Origin of the sequence: Paenibacillus sp. FSL P2-0121 (genome assembly GCF_037975345.1) — a bacterium.
Classification (GTDB): domain Bacteria; phylum Bacillota; class Bacilli; order Paenibacillales; family Paenibacillaceae; genus Paenibacillus_AQ; species Paenibacillus_AQ odorifer.
Window position 1 is genome coordinate 89,463 of the sequence record NZ_CP150245.1, and the last position, 15,380, is coordinate 104,842.

Annotated in this window: 9 protein-coding genes, 1 tRNA gene and 3 rRNA genes; all 13 read left to right on the forward strand. The window is 46.4% G+C overall.

The genetic code is table 11. From position 1 onward, the window contains the following. The first annotated feature begins 29 nt into the window (after nucleotides 1-29). Entirely contained in the window at nucleotides 30-1,547 is a 1,518-nt protein-coding gene (lysS, locus tag MKY54_RS00425; protein WP_339189072.1) for a lysine--tRNA ligase, read from the forward strand. A 405-nt stretch (nucleotides 1,548-1,952) separates the two neighbouring features. Beyond that, nucleotides 1,953-3,510, forward strand: a 16S ribosomal RNA gene (locus MKY54_RS00430). A gap of 261 nt (nucleotides 3,511-3,771) precedes the next feature. Beyond that, nucleotides 3,772-6,698 (forward strand): 23S ribosomal RNA (locus MKY54_RS00435). Between the two features lie 146 nt (nucleotides 6,699-6,844). Continuing rightward, nucleotides 6,845-6,961, forward strand: a 5S ribosomal RNA gene (rrf, locus tag MKY54_RS00440). Together the 16S, 23S and 5S rRNA genes form the textbook arrangement of a ribosomal RNA operon. Before the next feature lie 432 nt (nucleotides 6,962-7,393). Further along, nucleotides 7,394-8,851 (forward strand): IMP dehydrogenase, encoded by a 1,458-nt coding sequence (gene guaB / locus MKY54_RS00445; protein WP_036679982.1) that lies wholly within the window; start codon nucleotides 7,394-7,396, stop codon nucleotides 8,849-8,851. A 125-nt stretch (nucleotides 8,852-8,976) separates the two neighbouring features. Then, nucleotides 8,977-10,371 carry a D-alanyl-D-alanine carboxypeptidase family protein gene (locus MKY54_RS00450; RefSeq protein WP_036679981.1) on the forward strand — a complete coding sequence of 465 codons (1,395 nt, stop codon included), beginning with the start codon at nucleotides 8,977-8,979 and terminating at the stop codon, nucleotides 10,369-10,371. A gap of 112 nt (nucleotides 10,372-10,483) precedes the next feature. Beyond that, nucleotides 10,484-11,365 (forward strand): pyridoxal 5'-phosphate synthase lyase subunit PdxS, encoded by an 882-nt coding sequence (pdxS, locus tag MKY54_RS00455; protein ID WP_036679980.1) that lies wholly within the window; start codon nucleotides 10,484-10,486, stop codon nucleotides 11,363-11,365. 18 nt (nucleotides 11,366-11,383) lie between these two features. After that, complete coding sequence (gene pdxT, locus MKY54_RS00460; RefSeq protein ID WP_339189075.1) at nucleotides 11,384-11,980, forward strand: pyridoxal 5'-phosphate synthase glutaminase subunit PdxT; 597 nt, start codon at nucleotides 11,384-11,386, stop codon at nucleotides 11,978-11,980. Nucleotides 11,981-12,054: 74 nt separating this feature from the next. Beyond that, a complete protein-coding gene (gene serS, locus MKY54_RS00465; RefSeq protein WP_038568043.1) occupies nucleotides 12,055-13,341 on the forward strand; it encodes a serine--tRNA ligase in 1,287 nt (428 codons plus the stop codon). Between the two features lie 67 nt (nucleotides 13,342-13,408). Next, a tRNA-Ser gene (locus MKY54_RS00470) sits at nucleotides 13,409-13,497 on the forward strand. 145 nt (nucleotides 13,498-13,642) lie between these two features. After that, the gene (locus MKY54_RS00475; protein WP_036679977.1) at nucleotides 13,643-13,984 is read left to right on the forward strand and encodes a hypothetical protein; all 342 of its coding nucleotides are present in this window, start codon (nucleotides 13,643-13,645) and stop codon (nucleotides 13,982-13,984) included. A gap of 11 nt (nucleotides 13,985-13,995) precedes the next feature. Continuing rightward, nucleotides 13,996-14,148, forward strand: coding sequence for a small acid-soluble spore protein P (locus MKY54_RS00480; protein WP_076138623.1), 153 nt, complete (start codon nucleotides 13,996-13,998; stop codon nucleotides 14,146-14,148). Between the two features lie 105 nt (nucleotides 14,149-14,253). Next, a complete protein-coding gene (locus MKY54_RS00485) occupies nucleotides 14,254-15,345 on the forward strand; it encodes a hypothetical protein (RefSeq protein ID WP_076130388.1) in 1,092 nt (363 codons plus the stop codon). Nucleotides 15,346-15,380: the final 35 nt, after the last annotated feature.

Below are 15,380 nucleotides of genomic sequence, written 5' to 3' on the forward strand. Positions count from 1 at the left end.
TATTACTGAGTTATAAGGGGATGAATCGCATGACCGAGGAAATGAACAATGTGGACAATGCAGAGAACGAACTTAGTGAGCTTTTGCAGATCCGCCGTGCCAAACTGGACGAGCTAAGAGGACTTGGTATTGATCCTTTTGGCAAAAAATACGAGCGCACAGCTAACGCTGGCGATATCGTAGCTAAGTATGATGGACTTTCCAAAGAGGAATTGGACGAGCTTTCTGTTGAAGTGAGCATTGCTGGGCGTATTATGGCAAAACGCGTTATGGGTAAAGCCAGCTTTGCGCATATCCAGGACCTTAGCGGAAGAATTCAGCTTTATGTTCGTCAAGACAGCATTCCTGAAACTCAATACACGGCGTTTAATGTTCTCGATCTGGGAGATATTATCGGCGTTCGTGGAACAGTATTCAAAACCAAAACAGGCGAGACCTCCATCAAAGTGCATAATCTCGAAGTCTTGTCCAAGTCCCTGCTGCCACTTCCTGAAAAATATCATGGTCTTAAAGATGTAGAACTGCGTTATCGCCAGCGCTATGTTGATTTGATTATTAATCCGGAAGTTCAACAGACCTTTATTGCCCGTTCAAGAATTATTCAATCGATGCGTCGCTATTTGGATTCACTTGGTTATCTTGAAGTTGAAACACCTACACTTCATACGATCGCCGGCGGAGCAGCTGCGCGTCCGTTTATTACTTACCACAACACACTTGAAATGCAGCTGTATATGCGGATTGCTATCGAGCTTCACTTGAAACGCCTTATCGTTGGTGGTTTGGAAAAAGTGTACGAAATCGGCCGTGTCTACCGTAACGAGGGAATGTCGACTCGTCATAATCCAGAGTTCACTATGATTGAGTTGTACGAAGCATATGCCGACTACAAGGACATCATGAATCTCACGGAGAATATGATTGCACATATTGCCCAAGAGGTATTAGGTACACAACTGCTGGATTACCAAGGCAAAGAGGTAAATCTGTCTCCAGGATGGCTTCGTGTAACTATGGTTGATGCTGTTAAAGAAGTAACCGGTGTTGATTTCAGCGTTCACATGACAGATGACGAAGCACAAGCTTTGGCAAAAGAACATCGTGTGCCTGTTGAGAAACATATGACGTTCGGTCATATCCTTAACGCTTTCTTCGAGCAATTTGTAGAGGAAACTCTAATTCAGCCAACCTTTGTAATGGGACACCCAGTTGAGATTTCACCACTTGCGAAGAAAAACGATGAGGATCCACGCTTTACCGATCGTTTTGAGCTGTTTATTGTGGGTCGTGAGCACGCTAATGCATTTAGTGAATTGAATGATCCGATTGACCAACGTCAACGCTTTGAGGCACAGATCCAGGAGAAAGAGCAAGGTAATGACGAAGCTCATGAGATGGATGATGATTTCATCCGCGCCCTGGAATATGGTATGCCGCCTACTGGCGGACTGGGAATCGGCGTAGACCGTTTGATCATGCTGCTTACCAATTCTGCATCGATTCGCGATGTATTGCTGTTTCCACATATGCGTAACCGTACTGAATAGTATCTATAGAACACAGGGCTTAAGGGAGCTGTCTAAGGGCAGTTCTCTCAGCTACTGTTGATTAGAAGCGGTGCTTTCACTTCATTGCTCCTATAGAATGTAGAGATTTAATATTAGTTTCAAAAAAACTCTTGCAATGAAACTCCATACATGATATATTCTAATTCCGGCCAAGAAATACACATGCCGAGCTCGAAAAAGAAGTTAAAAAAAGAGCTTGACATTAAATAGCCGAACATGATATAGTATAAGAGTTGCTGCTGAGACATTAAACGGCGCCAACGAGAACTTGATCTTTGAAAACTGAACAACGAGTGAGTAGGAAATCACGCAAGTGAAATCCAAATTAGAGAATTAATTTTCTCGTCAGATGTTTCAAAATGAGCATATCGCTCTTTTCAATACTAATTGGAGAGTTTGATCCTGGCTCAGGACGAACGCTGGCGGCGTGCCTAATACATGCAAGTCGAGCGGAGTTGTTTTGAAAGCTTGCTTTCAAAACAACTTAGCGGCGGACGGGTGAGTAACACGTAGGCAACCTGCCCTTCAGACTGGGATAACTACCGGAAACGGTAGCTAATACCGGATAATTTCTTTTTTCTCCTGAGAGAAGAATGAAAGACGGAGCAATCTGTCACTGAGGGATGGGCCTGCGGCGCATTAGCTAGTTGGTGGGGTAACGGCCCACCAAGGCGACGATGCGTAGCCGACCTGAGAGGGTGAACGGCCACACTGGGACTGAGACACGGCCCAGACTCCTACGGGAGGCAGCAGTAGGGAATCTTCCGCAATGGGCGAAAGCCTGACGGAGCAACGCCGCGTGAGTGATGAAGGTTTTCGGATCGTAAAGCTCTGTTGCCAGGGAAGAACGTCCGGTAGAGTAACTGCTACCGGAGTGACGGTACCTGAGAAGAAAGCCCCGGCTAACTACGTGCCAGCAGCCGCGGTAATACGTAGGGGGCAAGCGTTGTCCGGAATTATTGGGCGTAAAGCGCGCGCAGGCGGCTATTTAAGTCTGGTGTTTAAACCTTGGGCTCAACCTGAGGTCGCACTGGAAACTGGGTGGCTTGAGTACAGAAGAGGAAAGTGGAATTCCACGTGTAGCGGTGAAATGCGTAGATATGTGGAGGAACACCAGTGGCGAAGGCGACTTTCTGGGCTGTAACTGACGCTGAGGCGCGAAAGCGTGGGGAGCAAACAGGATTAGATACCCTGGTAGTCCACGCCGTAAACGATGAGTGCTAGGTGTTAGGGGTTTCGATACCCTTGGTGCCGAAGTTAACACAGTAAGCACTCCGCCTGGGGAGTACGGTCGCAAGACTGAAACTCAAAGGAATTGACGGGGACCCGCACAAGCAGTGGAGTATGTGGTTTAATTCGAAGCAACGCGAAGAACCTTACCAGGTCTTGACATCCCTCTGAATCCGCTAGAGATAGCGGCGGCCTTCGGGACAGAGGAGACAGGTGGTGCATGGTTGTCGTCAGCTCGTGTCGTGAGATGTTGGGTTAAGTCCCGCAACGAGCGCAACCCTTAACTTTAGTTGCCAGCAAGTAATGTTGGGCACTCTAGAGTGACTGCCGGTGACAAACCGGAGGAAGGTGGGGATGACGTCAAATCATCATGCCCCTTATGACCTGGGCTACACACGTACTACAATGGCCGGTACAACGGGAAGCGAAGCCGCGAGGTGGAGCCAATCCCATCAAAGCCGGTCTCAGTTCGGATTGCAGGCTGCAACTCGCCTGCATGAAGTCGGAATTGCTAGTAATCGCGGATCAGCATGCCGCGGTGAATACGTTCCCGGGTCTTGTACACACCGCCCGTCACACCACGAGAGTTTACAACACCCGAAGTCGGTGGGGTAACCCGCAAGGGAGCCAGCCGCCGAAGGTGGGGTAGATGATTGGGGTGAAGTCGTAACAAGGTAGCCGTATCGGAAGGTGCGGCTGGATCACCTCCTTTCTATGGAGAATCGTTCTCTGCAATGAGGACATTCAAATCGGAAGCTCAGCTTCCAAAACTCAGGTTTAGGCCTGTTACTCACTCGTTGCTCAGTTTTGAGAGTTTAAGCTCTCAGTAAGACTTGATCCTTGAAAACTGGATACCGAAACGAATTTGCGTTTTAGAACATCTTTTAGCAACTTGTGCAAACAAGTAAATGTTATTAGTGAGATGATTCCAAAGAGAATGTCATCGTATGATATTTTCCTGCGGAAAAATCAAGGTTAAGCTAATAAGAGCACACGGAGGATGCCTAGGCGCCAGGAGCCGACGAAGGACGTGGCGAACAACGAAACTGCCTCGGGGAGCTGTAAGCAAGCTTTGATCCGGGGGTGTCCGAATGGGGAAACCCAGCTGTGGTAATTCGCAGTTACTCATTTCTGAATACATAGGAAATGTAGAGGCAGACCAGGGGAACTGAAACATCTAAGTACCCTGAGGAAGAGAAAACAATAGTGATTCCGTCAGTAGCGGCGAGCGAACGCGGAACAGCCTAAACCTAAGAGCTTGCTCTTAGGGGTTGTGGGACGTCTCACATGGAGTTACAAAGGAATATGGTAGGTGAAGAGGTCTGGAAAGGCCCGCGATAGAGGTAAAAGCCCTGTAACCTAAACTGTGTTCTCTCCGAGACGGATCCCGAGTAGTGCGGGGCACGTGAAACCCCGTATGAATCCAGCAGGACCATCTGCTAAGGCTAAATACTACCTGGCGACCGATAGTGAAACAGTACCGTGAGGGAAAGGTGAAAAGCACCCCGGAAGGGGAGTGAAATAGAACCTGAAACCGTGTGCTTACAAAAAGTCAGAGCCCTATTAATGGGTGATGGCGTGCCTTTTGTAGAATGAACCGGCGAGTTACGTTTAACATGCAAGGTTAAGCCGAGAAGGTGGAGCCGCAGCGAAAGCGAGTCTGAATAGGGCGAATGAGTATGTGGACGTAGACCCGAAACCGTGTGATCTACCCCTGTCCAGGGTGAAGGTGCGGTAACACGCACTGGAGGCCCGAACCCACGTACGTTGAAAAGTGCGGGGATGAGGTGGGGGTAGCGGAGAAATTCCAATCGAACTCGGAGATAGCTGGTTCTCCCCGAAATAGCTTTAGGGCTAGCCTCGGTATAAGAGTAGTGGAGGTAGAGCACTGATTGGGTGCGGGGTCCGCAAGGATTACCAAGCTCAGTCAAACTCCGAATGCCATATACTTATTGCCGGGAGTCAGACAGTGAGTGCTAAGATCCATTGTCAAAAGGGAAACAGCCCAGACCATCAGCTAAGGTCCCCAAGTGTGTGTTAAGTGGGAAAGGATGTGGAGTTGCACAGACAACCAGGATGTTGGCTTAGAAGCAGCCACCATTGAAAGAGTGCGTAATAGCTCACTGGTCGAGTGACTCTGCGCCGAAAATGTAACGGGGCTAAACACACCACCGAAGCTATGGCTAGATACGTATGTATCTGGGGTAGGGGAGCGTTGTGTAGGGGTTGAAGGTGTACTGAAAAGAGCGCTGGACACTACACAAGTGAGAATGCCGGTATGAGTAACGAAAAGATCAGTGAGAATCTGATCCGCCGAAAGCCCAAGGTTTCCTGAGGAAGGCTCGTCCGCTCAGGGTAAGTCGGGACCTAAGGCGAGGCCGAAAGGCGTAGTCGAAGGACAACAGTTTGAAATTACTGTACCACCGTAATCCGCTATGAGCGATGGGGTGACGCAGGAGGGTAGTGACGCGGACTGATGGATGTCCGTCTAAGCAGTGAGGCTGATGTGTAGGCAAATCCGCACATCGTTAAGGCTGGGCTGTGATGGGGAGCGAAAATTATAGTAGCGAAGGTCATGATCTCACACTGCCAAGAAAAGCCTCTAGCCAGGAGAAGGTGCCCGTACCGCAAACCGACACAGGTAGGCGAGAAGAGAATTCTAAGGCGCGCGGAAGAACTCTCGTTAAGGAACTCGGCAAAATGACCCCGTAACTTCGGGAGAAGGGGTGCCCCGGTAGTGTGAATAGCACGAGGGGGCCGCAGTGAAAAGGCCCAAGCGACTGTTTAGCAAAAACACAGGTCTGTGCGAAGCCGCAAGGCGAAGTATACGGGCTGACGCCTGCCCGGTGCTGGAAGGTTAAGGGGAGTGGTTAGGGGTAACCCGAAGCTATGAACCGAAGCCCCAGTAAACGGCGGCCGTAACTATAACGGTCCTAAGGTAGCGAAATTCCTTGTCAGGTAAATTCTGACCCGCACGAATGGCGTAACGACTTGGGCGCTGTCTCAACGAGAGATCCGGTGAAATTTTAATACCTGTGAAGATGCAGGTTACCCGCGACAAGACGGAAAGACCCCATGGAGCTTTACTGCAGCTTGATATTGAATTTGGGTACGATCTGTACAGGATAGGTGGGAGCCGTAGAAATCGGAGCGCAAGCTTCGGTGGAGGCGCCGTTGGGATACCACCCTGATCGTATCTAGGTTCTAACCTAGTACCCTTACCGGGTACGGGGACCGTGTCAGGCGGGCAGTTTGACTGGGGCGGTCGCCTCCTAAAGAGTAACGGAGGCGTTCCAAGGTTCCCTCAGAATGGTTGGAAATCATTCGCAGAGTGCAAAGGCATAAGGGAGCTTGACTGCGAGACCTACAAGTCGAGCAGGGACGAAAGTCGGACTTAGTGATCCGGTGGTACCGCATGGAAGGGCCATCGCTCAACGGATAAAAGCTACCCTGGGGATAACAGGCTTATCTCCCCCAAGAGTCCACATCGACGGGGAGGTTTGGCACCTCGATGTCGGCTCATCGCATCCTGGGGCTGAAGTAGGTCCCAAGGGTTGGGCTGTTCGCCCATTAAAGCGGTACGCGAGCTGGGTTCAGAACGTCGTGAGACAGTTCGGTCCCTATCTGTCGTGGGCGCAGGAAATTTGAGAGGAGCTGTCCTTAGTACGAGAGGACCGGGATGGACGTACCGCTGGTGCACCAGTTGTTCCGCCAGGAGCATGGCTGGGTAGCTACGTACGGACGGGATAAGCGCTGAAAGCATCTAAGCGTGAAGCCCCCCTCAAGATGAGATTTCCCAATTAGTAAGACCCCTTGAAGACGACGAGGTAGATAGGTTGGAGGTGGAAGTGCAGCAATGCATGGAGCTGACCAATACTAATCGGTCGAGGGCTTATCCTATACGTAGAATGCAGATTCGTTTCGGATTCAGTTTTCAGGAATCAAGCTCAGATTTATATAGTCCAAGTGACTGTGTGATGATGAATTTGTTTTCAGCATTTGGCGATGCTGAGACCTGAATAATGCATTTGTACCGCAAATGCCCGTTTGGTGGCGATAGCGGAGGGGTTCCACACGTACCCATCCCGAACACGACCGTTAAGCCCTCCAGCGCCGATGGTACTTGGACCGAAGGGTCCTGGGAGAGTAGGACGTTGCCAAGCACGCAAGACCACTGTTGAGTAATCGACAGTGGTCTTTTTGTTATGTAAATAGAGAATTCATTGGGCTATATTTTGAGATACTAAGATGGAGATAAGCGTGGTTTAAAAGGTGAACAGAGGCGAACTGTAAATTTTTAACACACTAAATTGTCCTCTCAGCACGGACTAACGTCCAATAATTCGCTTACTCGGCGGCCGTTTTTTGAATACCTACTCTGATGATGTAATGTTCTTGACAGTCCAAATGCCCTTTGCTAAGATGGCAATAATATATTTTTGGATAAGCATCTCAAACCTTAATTGAAGATCTACACTTGTTCAGCCCCCAGATGTACAGAATTGTCTGTCGTGAATGGACTGGAGTCAAAGGTTCTTCTTTCATAAAGTTTGTAGGCGGGTATAATTTAAAACAACCGAGGAGGAATGACCCAGGTGTGGAAAGATAAGTTTGGTAAAGAAGGTCTAACTTTTGATGATGTGCTGCTGGTTCCGCGTAAATCTGAGGTACTGCCTAAAGAAGTGGATTTGACCACAGTTCTAAGTAAGAATGTGAAGTTGAATATTCCACTTATGAGTGCAGGTATGGACACAGTCACAGAAGCAGCCATGGCCATTGCAATTGCTCGTGAGGGTGGCATCGGGATTATACACAAGAATATGCCTGTAGAGCAGCAAGCGGAAGAAGTAGATCGTGTGAAGCGTTCCGAGAGCGGAGTTATTACGAATCCATTCTCACTTACGGCAGAACATATGGTATCTGATGCAGAGCTTTTAATGGGTAAATATCGCATTTCCGGAGTGCCGATTGTAGACAGTGACAATAAACTTGTCGGTATTCTGACTAATAGAGACTTACGCTTTATTCATGATTTCAATATTCAAATTAAAGAAGTTATGACACATGAGAATCTTGTAACAGCTGCTGTGGGTACAACCCTTCAGGAAGCAGAAGGTATCCTGCAACGTCATAAGATCGAGAAGCTTCCCCTTGTGGACGAGAATAATATTCTTAAGGGTCTCATCACCATTAAGGATATTGAAAAAGCTATTCAATTCCCTAACGGAGCCAAAGATGCACATGGCCGTCTACTTGTTGGAGCAGCTGTTGGTATCTCTAAAGACACCTTCGAACGTACTGCAGCATTAGTAAAAGCTGGTGTGGACTTGATCGTCGTCGATTCTGCACATGGTCACCACATTAATATAATTGAAGCGGTTCGCCAAATTCGTGAGTTGTATCCTGATCTTACGATTGTTGCTGGTAACGTGGCTACAGGTGAAGCAACCCGTGAACTTATTGAAGCTGGTGCATCTGTAGTTAAAGTAGGTATTGGACCAGGATCGATCTGTACAACACGTGTTATCGCTGGTATCGGCGTACCTCAGGTTACAGCCATTTATGATTGTGCGACAGTTGCTCGTGAGTACGGAATTCCTATTATCGCTGATGGCGGTATTAAGTATTCTGGGGAGATCACTAAGGCTATCGCCGCGGGTGCTCATGCTGTAATGATGGGAAGTATGTTTGCAGGTACTGAAGAAAGCCCAGGGGAATCTGAGCTTTATCAAGGCCGTAAATTTAAAGTATATCGTGGTATGGGCAGCATGAGTGCCATGAAACAAGGCAGTAAAGACCGTTATTTCCAAGATGATGATAAAAAGCTCGTTCCTGAAGGAATTGAGGGACGTATTGCTTTTAAAGGGCCTCTTTCTGACACTGTTCATCAATTGATCGGCGGATTGCGCTCAGGTATGGGCTATTGCGGTACAAAGTCATTGGAAGAACTGCGTAACGATACTTCTTTCATTCGCATCACAAGTGCTGGACTTCGTGAGAGCCACCCGCATGATGTGCAAATTACAAAAGAAGCACCAAACTATTCCGTATAATGGACTAAGCGTATTATTTTTTGGACAGACAGGACTATTTCGTCCTGTCTGTCTTTTTTTGCGGGTACCCCTGTGTTAGAATAGAACAAGCTATTGATATGAGATTTAAAGGAGAGTCGTAATCATTGAAGCACAAACGAAAATTTAATGGTAAGCAAATTGTAATTAAGACAGCGACTGTAGGTCTGCTTTTAAATATGTTAATGAACCCAGTAATTCCAGCATTGGCTGAAGCGGGCAAAACTCCGGTTACAACCGAAGGTGCCGCAACTACTACTGAAACTGCACCCAAGACCAACGCAGTTAAGATCCCTTCTGTGGAATCTCTTAACTTGGAATTGAGTTCTGCTATTCTAATAGAACCAACTACAGGCCAAGTACTTATGGCTCTAAATCCAGATACACCACTCCCACCTGCGAGTATGACCAAGATGATGACTGAATATCTTGTATCTGATGCCGTGAAAAAAGGAGACATCTCTTGGGATCAGAAAGTTATCATTCAAGAGAATGCTTCCAAACAGGTCGGATCACGAATTTTTCTGGCAGCTGGAGATGAACATACGGTTAAAGAGCTATACATAGCGATGGCCGTAGGATCGGCGAATGATGCCACAGTTGCTTTGGCAGAATTGGTATCGGGTTCAGAAGAACAATTCGTAGAACTAATGAATCAGACTGCACAGAAGATGGGCATGAAAAATACCTATTTTATTAACTCAACTGGACTTGATCGGGCAGACATGCCGAAGAAATTCCGTCCTGATCTTGATAAAGAGACTGTAATGTCAGCTAGAGATGCAGCTACTCTTGCTAAATTTATAGTTACTGACCACCCGGACTTCACTGAATTTACAACGATTCAGTCTTATAAATTCCGTGATCGGGATACAGCGCCGATCATTAACTACAACTGGATGCTGGAAGCTAACAAAAGTATCCCCAACTTTAAGGCATATGCTTATCCAGGTCTAGATGGACTGAAGACTGGCCATACCACAAATGCAGGTAACTGCTTTACTGGTACTGCTGTGCGTGATGGAATGCGTCTAATCAGTGTTGTTATGGGTGCTAACTCGGAGGCACATCGATTCACAGAAACAAAAAAAGTGCTCGACTACGGATTTAACAACTTTGAAATCAAACAGGTTGTAGCTCCGAAGGCTGTTATTGCTGGCACGGAAACAGTTCCGGTACTGAAAGGCAAGAATAAAGATGTTTCTATAGTTACTGATGAAGGAGTTTCTTTCATTGTTCCTAAGGGAACGGTTTCTCCTGAAGTTACTACAACTGTTGTAACAAATGACCCTGCAACTTTGGTTGCTCCTATAGCTCAATCCTCTAAAGTAGGTAAAGTTACCTATTCCTACAAGGCTGAAGGCATGCAAGCAGCACAGGAGAAAACAGTTAATCTGATCACAGTAGAGGAAGCTGAGAAGGCTGGCTGGTTCAAGTTGTTCCTTAGAGCGATTGGCGATTTCTTCGGTGATTTATTTTCAGGGATCAAGAACTTGTTCTAATGCAGTTTGGTGTCGAAATCAGCAGTAAATCCGAGTAAATGGGTTGTAGATTTCCCTTCATTGGGGTAAAATTACAAGTTAGATTAAGATAGATCATTCGGGGGGTTAGGACATGGAAACAGGTACATCGCGAGTTAAAAGAGGCATGGCAGAAATGCAAAAAGGCGGCGTCATTATGGACGTCATGAATGCAGAGCAAGCAAAAATTGCTGAGGCTGCTGGTGCAGTTGCTGTTATGGCTCTGGAACGCGTACCTTCTGACATTCGTGCAGCTGGCGGTGTAGCACGGATGGCCGATCCTACAATTGTAGAAGAGGTTCTCAAGGTGGTAAGTATCCCTGTTATGGCTAAGGCTCGTATCGGCCATTATGTAGAAGCGAAAGTTCTAGAATCTTTGGGTGTTGATTACTTGGATGAGAGTGAAGTTCTTACTCCTGCTGATGAAGTATTCCATATTGATAAACATGAGTTCACCGTTCCTTTTGTATGTGGAGCGAAGGACTTGGGAGAAGCACTGAGACGTATTAACGAAGGTGCCTCCATGATCCGTACAAAAGGTGAACCAGGAACAGGCAACATTGTTGAGGCCGTGCGTCACATGCGCTTTATCAACAGTCAAATCCGTAAAGTAACGAATTTGTCCAAGGACGAGCTATATAATGAAGCAAAGAACCTGGGAGTTTCCTACGAGCTGTTGCTCGAAGTACATGAGCTTGGCAAACTGCCGGTTGTTAACTTTGCCGCTGGGGGTGTAGCTACTCCTGCAGATGCTGCTCTTATGATGCATTTGGGTGCTGATGGTGTATTCGTAGGCTCGGGTATTTTTAAATCGGACAATCCTGAGAAATTTGCGCGTGCGATTGTTGAAGCCACTACACACTATACTGATTACAAACTGATTGCTGAAGTATCCAAGAACCTTGGTGCACCAATGAAGGGGATTGATATTGCAACTCTCACCCCGGCTGAACGTATGTCGGAGCGTGGCCGTTAATAGAGAGAAGGTTGTAGGATGAAGATAGGAGTATTGGCGCTGCAAGGCGCTGTTACGGAGCATATTGTTAGTATAGAGAAGGCCGGTGCAGAAGGCATGCCTATCAAGCGTGTGGAGCAGCTAGAAGAGGTTGAAGGCCTGATTATCCCCGGCGGAGAAAGTACAACGATTGGAAAGCTAATGCGGAAATATGGCTTCATAGAAGCCATCCGTGATTTTTCTGATCAGGGTAAGCCTATTTTTGGCACATGTGCTGGTATGATCGTGCTGGCCAAAAAAATTGCCGGTGGTGAACCGGGGCATTTGGAGCTAATGGATATTACCGTAGCCCGGAATGCATTCGGCCGCCAACGGGAAAGCTTTGAATGTGATCTGGAGGTTAAAGGCATTGATGAGCCGGTTCGTGCTGTGTTTATACGTGCACCGCTTATCAACGAGGTAGGACCGGGAGTTGATGTGCTTACAGTCTATAATGATGAGATTGTAACCGCGCGCGAAGGCAACTTGCTGGTGTCTTCTTTTCATCCAGAACTGACCGATGATTTCAGACTGCACCAATATTTTGCCGATATGGTAGAGGCGAATAGGGAAGTCCAACAACAAAATCGCATATAAAGAACATCCTGACTCTTTCAAAGCTGTAATCAGCATTTTGAAAGAGTTTAGGCTGTTTTCAGGAGGGAAACTTTGTGTTAGATGTAAAAATACTACGTAGTGATTACGCAAGAGTGGAAGAGGCTTTAGAAAAACGGGGCAAATCACTGGACTTAATTGCTGATTTTCCACAACTTGATTTGCGCCGACGTGAATTACTGCAAGAAACCGAAGGTCTTAAGAACCGTCGTAATACAGTTTCAGGTGAAGTAGCGAAAAAGAAAAAGAACGGCGAGCCAGCAGATGATCTAATTACAGAAATGCGTACAGTATCTGACCGAATTAAAGAGCTTGATGATGAAGTACGTGAACTGGAAGCTCAGATTGCTGATCTTACTATGAATATCCCTAATATTCCTCATGATTCAGTTCCAGTAGGGAAATCCGAGGATGATAACGTTGAATTACGCCGCTGGTCGGAGCCCAAAGAGTTCGGATTCACTCCGAAATCACATTGGGAGCTTGCGCAGCAGCTTGATATTATTGATTTTGAAGCTGCAGCAAAGGTTACAGGATCCCGGTTTGTTTTCTATAAAGGACTTGGAGCACGTCTAGAACGGGCGCTGATTAACTTTATGATGGATCTTCACAGTGGTGAGCATAACTATGAGGAAATGCTGCCGCCTTACATTGTAAACAAAGACAGCTTGTATGGTACAGGACAACTGCCTAAATTCGAAGAGGATCTGTTCAAGCTGCGGGATACCGAATACTATTTGATTCCTACAGCTGAAGTACCGGTAACGAACTACTATCGCGAAGAGATTTTGACGGCAGCTGACCTGCCTAAATACCATGTAGCTTACAGCTCTTGTTTCCGTTCTGAGGCGGGCTCGGCGGGCCGTGATACTCGCGGTTTGATTCGCCAGCATCAATTCAACAAGGTAGAGTTGGTGAAGCTCACCACCCCTGAATCCTCTTATGAGGAATTAGAAAAAATGACAGCAGACGCTGAAAGTGTGCTGCAGCTGTTGGGACTGCCTTATCGTGTACTTGGGTTATGTACGGCTGATATGGGCTTTACATCGGCTAAGACGTACGATTTGGAAGTGTGGTTGCCTGAGAGTGGGATGTACCGTGAGATCTCCTCTTGCTCAAATACAGAAGACTTCCAAGCACGCCGGGCAAATATTCGTTTCCGTAAGGATCCAAAATCGAAGCCTGAATTTGTTCATACGCTGAACGGCTCTGCTTTGGCGGTTGGACGTACGGTTGCTGCAATTCTTGAGAATTATCAGCAAGAGGATGGCAGTGTTCTGATTCCAGAATGCCTACAACCTTATATGCGCAATGTAAAATCGATACAACCAAAAACTATTTAAAGATATAGTTGCTTTTTCTTTGCATTGTATGGTACAATCCTAATGCATGTGAAATTTAAATGCATTTGGAGAGGTACCGAAGCGGTCATAACGGGGCGGTCTTGAAAACCGTTAGGGTGCAAGCCCACATGGGTTCGAATCCCATCCTCTCCGCCATTCCTTTATGAACTTAAAGAATAATTAGATAGAAACCGTTCCCTCTGGGGGACGGTTTTTTGTTTTGTTTGGTAGACCCAGTTCTATTGAGAATAAAAAGCTTCATTTCTCCGCAATGTATTAGAGAAGGAGGATGATCATAATCATGGATAGATCATTAGAAGTTGATCAGCATAAGCTTGTCTCAGCCTGGCAGGAGCGCTTGCCGGCGTTGATGGATGATGGGGATAGTTTCAGTGTGCTGGCGGATAATGGGGATCCGAATAGCTTGCTGATTCATTTTAATGCGGCAGGTCATCAAGGCTATTCGCTGGATTTTCGCTGCAAGTATGTAGATAGCAGAGAAGTGGCAGTGGATCTGCTGGATGTGGAACAGAGCGGTCTCCATATTGATGAGCGTAGTGATGCCGTACAGCAGCTGGCACAGCAATACTCACGGCAAATTCATGAATGTGCTCAGGCTCTTCAGAACTTGACCAATCCTTAGGAGGAATGAAAATGTCGAAACCAAAAAGTATCCCTGTTCCTGGGGCAGAGCCAACAAGTGGTGAGCGGAGAAAAGACCATACTCCTTCAGGCCCAGAACCACTTTCAGGTTCTAAAAAGGTGAAACAAGCGAACCATGTTGACCACCATAATCCACAAGGTTAACAAATAAAAACGTTAAGAATTTTAAAGAAGTGTTTCTTGATTTTTACAAATGGTTTATCATAGGAGGGGGAGAGATTTCTTTTACAATGGGAGAGGAGAACAATAATGAACAAAAAGTGGGGTTTGTCGGCCGCTGCATTGCTGCTTACAGCAGCAGTAATTCTGCCGGGATGTGCAAGTAAACAGGAGGCGCCAAAAGAGGCCTTAAAATCAGCCGCTACTAAAGCGACTACAATGTCATCTTATGAGATGAAGAGTAAATTCACGATCAACGATCTTACGATCGAGACTTCTGACGCTGAATCTGCTGCAATGACTACACAGGTACTTAGTATGCTTAAGAATGCTGATATTACCATTGATGGGGTATATCAAGCAGAGCCAATGCAGACAGAACTAACTATGGTTCTGAATCTGAAAGGCGATATGAGCATGAGCTTTAATGTTCCTATGGTAATGACTGCCGAGAAGTTGTATGTTAAGATTCCATCTATTCCTTTCGTACCGATTCCTGAGACAATCCTCAATAAGTTTGTAGAGGTTGATCTGAAGGCGTTGGCAGAGCAGGAGGGTGCAGAATTTAACCCAAGTACGATGGATACTCAAAAAATGCAGAAGCTGTCTAATGAAGTGGTGGACACTGTCCTAGCTGAATATGACGAAGAAAAATATTTTAACGAGATTGATCCCAAAGATGCTAATTTACCAGAAGGTGTGGAAGCTAAACAAGTCGTTCAGTTCCAAGTGACTAACGATAATGTTAAAGAAGCAATCACTATCTTGGTGAATAATGCCCTGCCAAAAATCATTGATATCGTAAGCAAGGAAGAATACAAGGATATGCTGCAGATTAAAGATGCAGATCTAGCTAAGGCTAAAGAAGAACTGACATCAGGTGAAGCTAGAACTGAATTGGATAAGGGCTTAGCTGATCTTGATAAGTACCTTACCATCAACCAGTTCCACTATAATACTGCGATCAATAAGGACGGATACGCTGTGTATCAGGATTTATTGATGGATGTTAAAGTAAATGATCCGGAAGATGGCACAAAAGTGGCCTTCTCAGTAAATGGAACGGGCCAATACAGCAAGATCAACGAAAAGCCGGTATTCAAGATTGGTATCCCTCAAGGTGATGATGTAATTACAATGGATCAACTTGGAGAAGAATTCGGTGGTTTGGGAACTTATTAATCCCAGTTCGCAAGATAAAGACCCGCATGAGGCGT

What these genes read in the sequence shown, in the direction of transcription:
- MKY54_RS00485 (WP_076130388.1), top strand. Translation starts at nt 14,254, where the DNA reads ATGAACAAAAAGTGGGGTTTGTCGGCCGCTGCATTGCTGCTTACAGCA.
- lysS (WP_339189072.1), top strand. Translation starts at nt 30, where the DNA reads ATGACCGAGGAAATGAACAATGTGGACAATGCAGAGAACGAACTTAGT.
- pdxS (WP_036679980.1), top strand. Translation starts at nt 10,484, where the DNA reads ATGGAAACAGGTACATCGCGAGTTAAAAGAGGCATGGCAGAAATGCAA.
- MKY54_RS00475 (WP_036679977.1), top strand. Translation starts at nt 13,643, where the DNA reads ATGGATAGATCATTAGAAGTTGATCAGCATAAGCTTGTCTCAGCCTGG.
- pdxT (WP_339189075.1), top strand. Translation starts at nt 11,384, where the DNA reads ATGAAGATAGGAGTATTGGCGCTGCAAGGCGCTGTTACGGAGCATATT.
- MKY54_RS00480 (WP_076138623.1), top strand. Translation starts at nt 13,996, where the DNA reads ATGTCGAAACCAAAAAGTATCCCTGTTCCTGGGGCAGAGCCAACAAGT.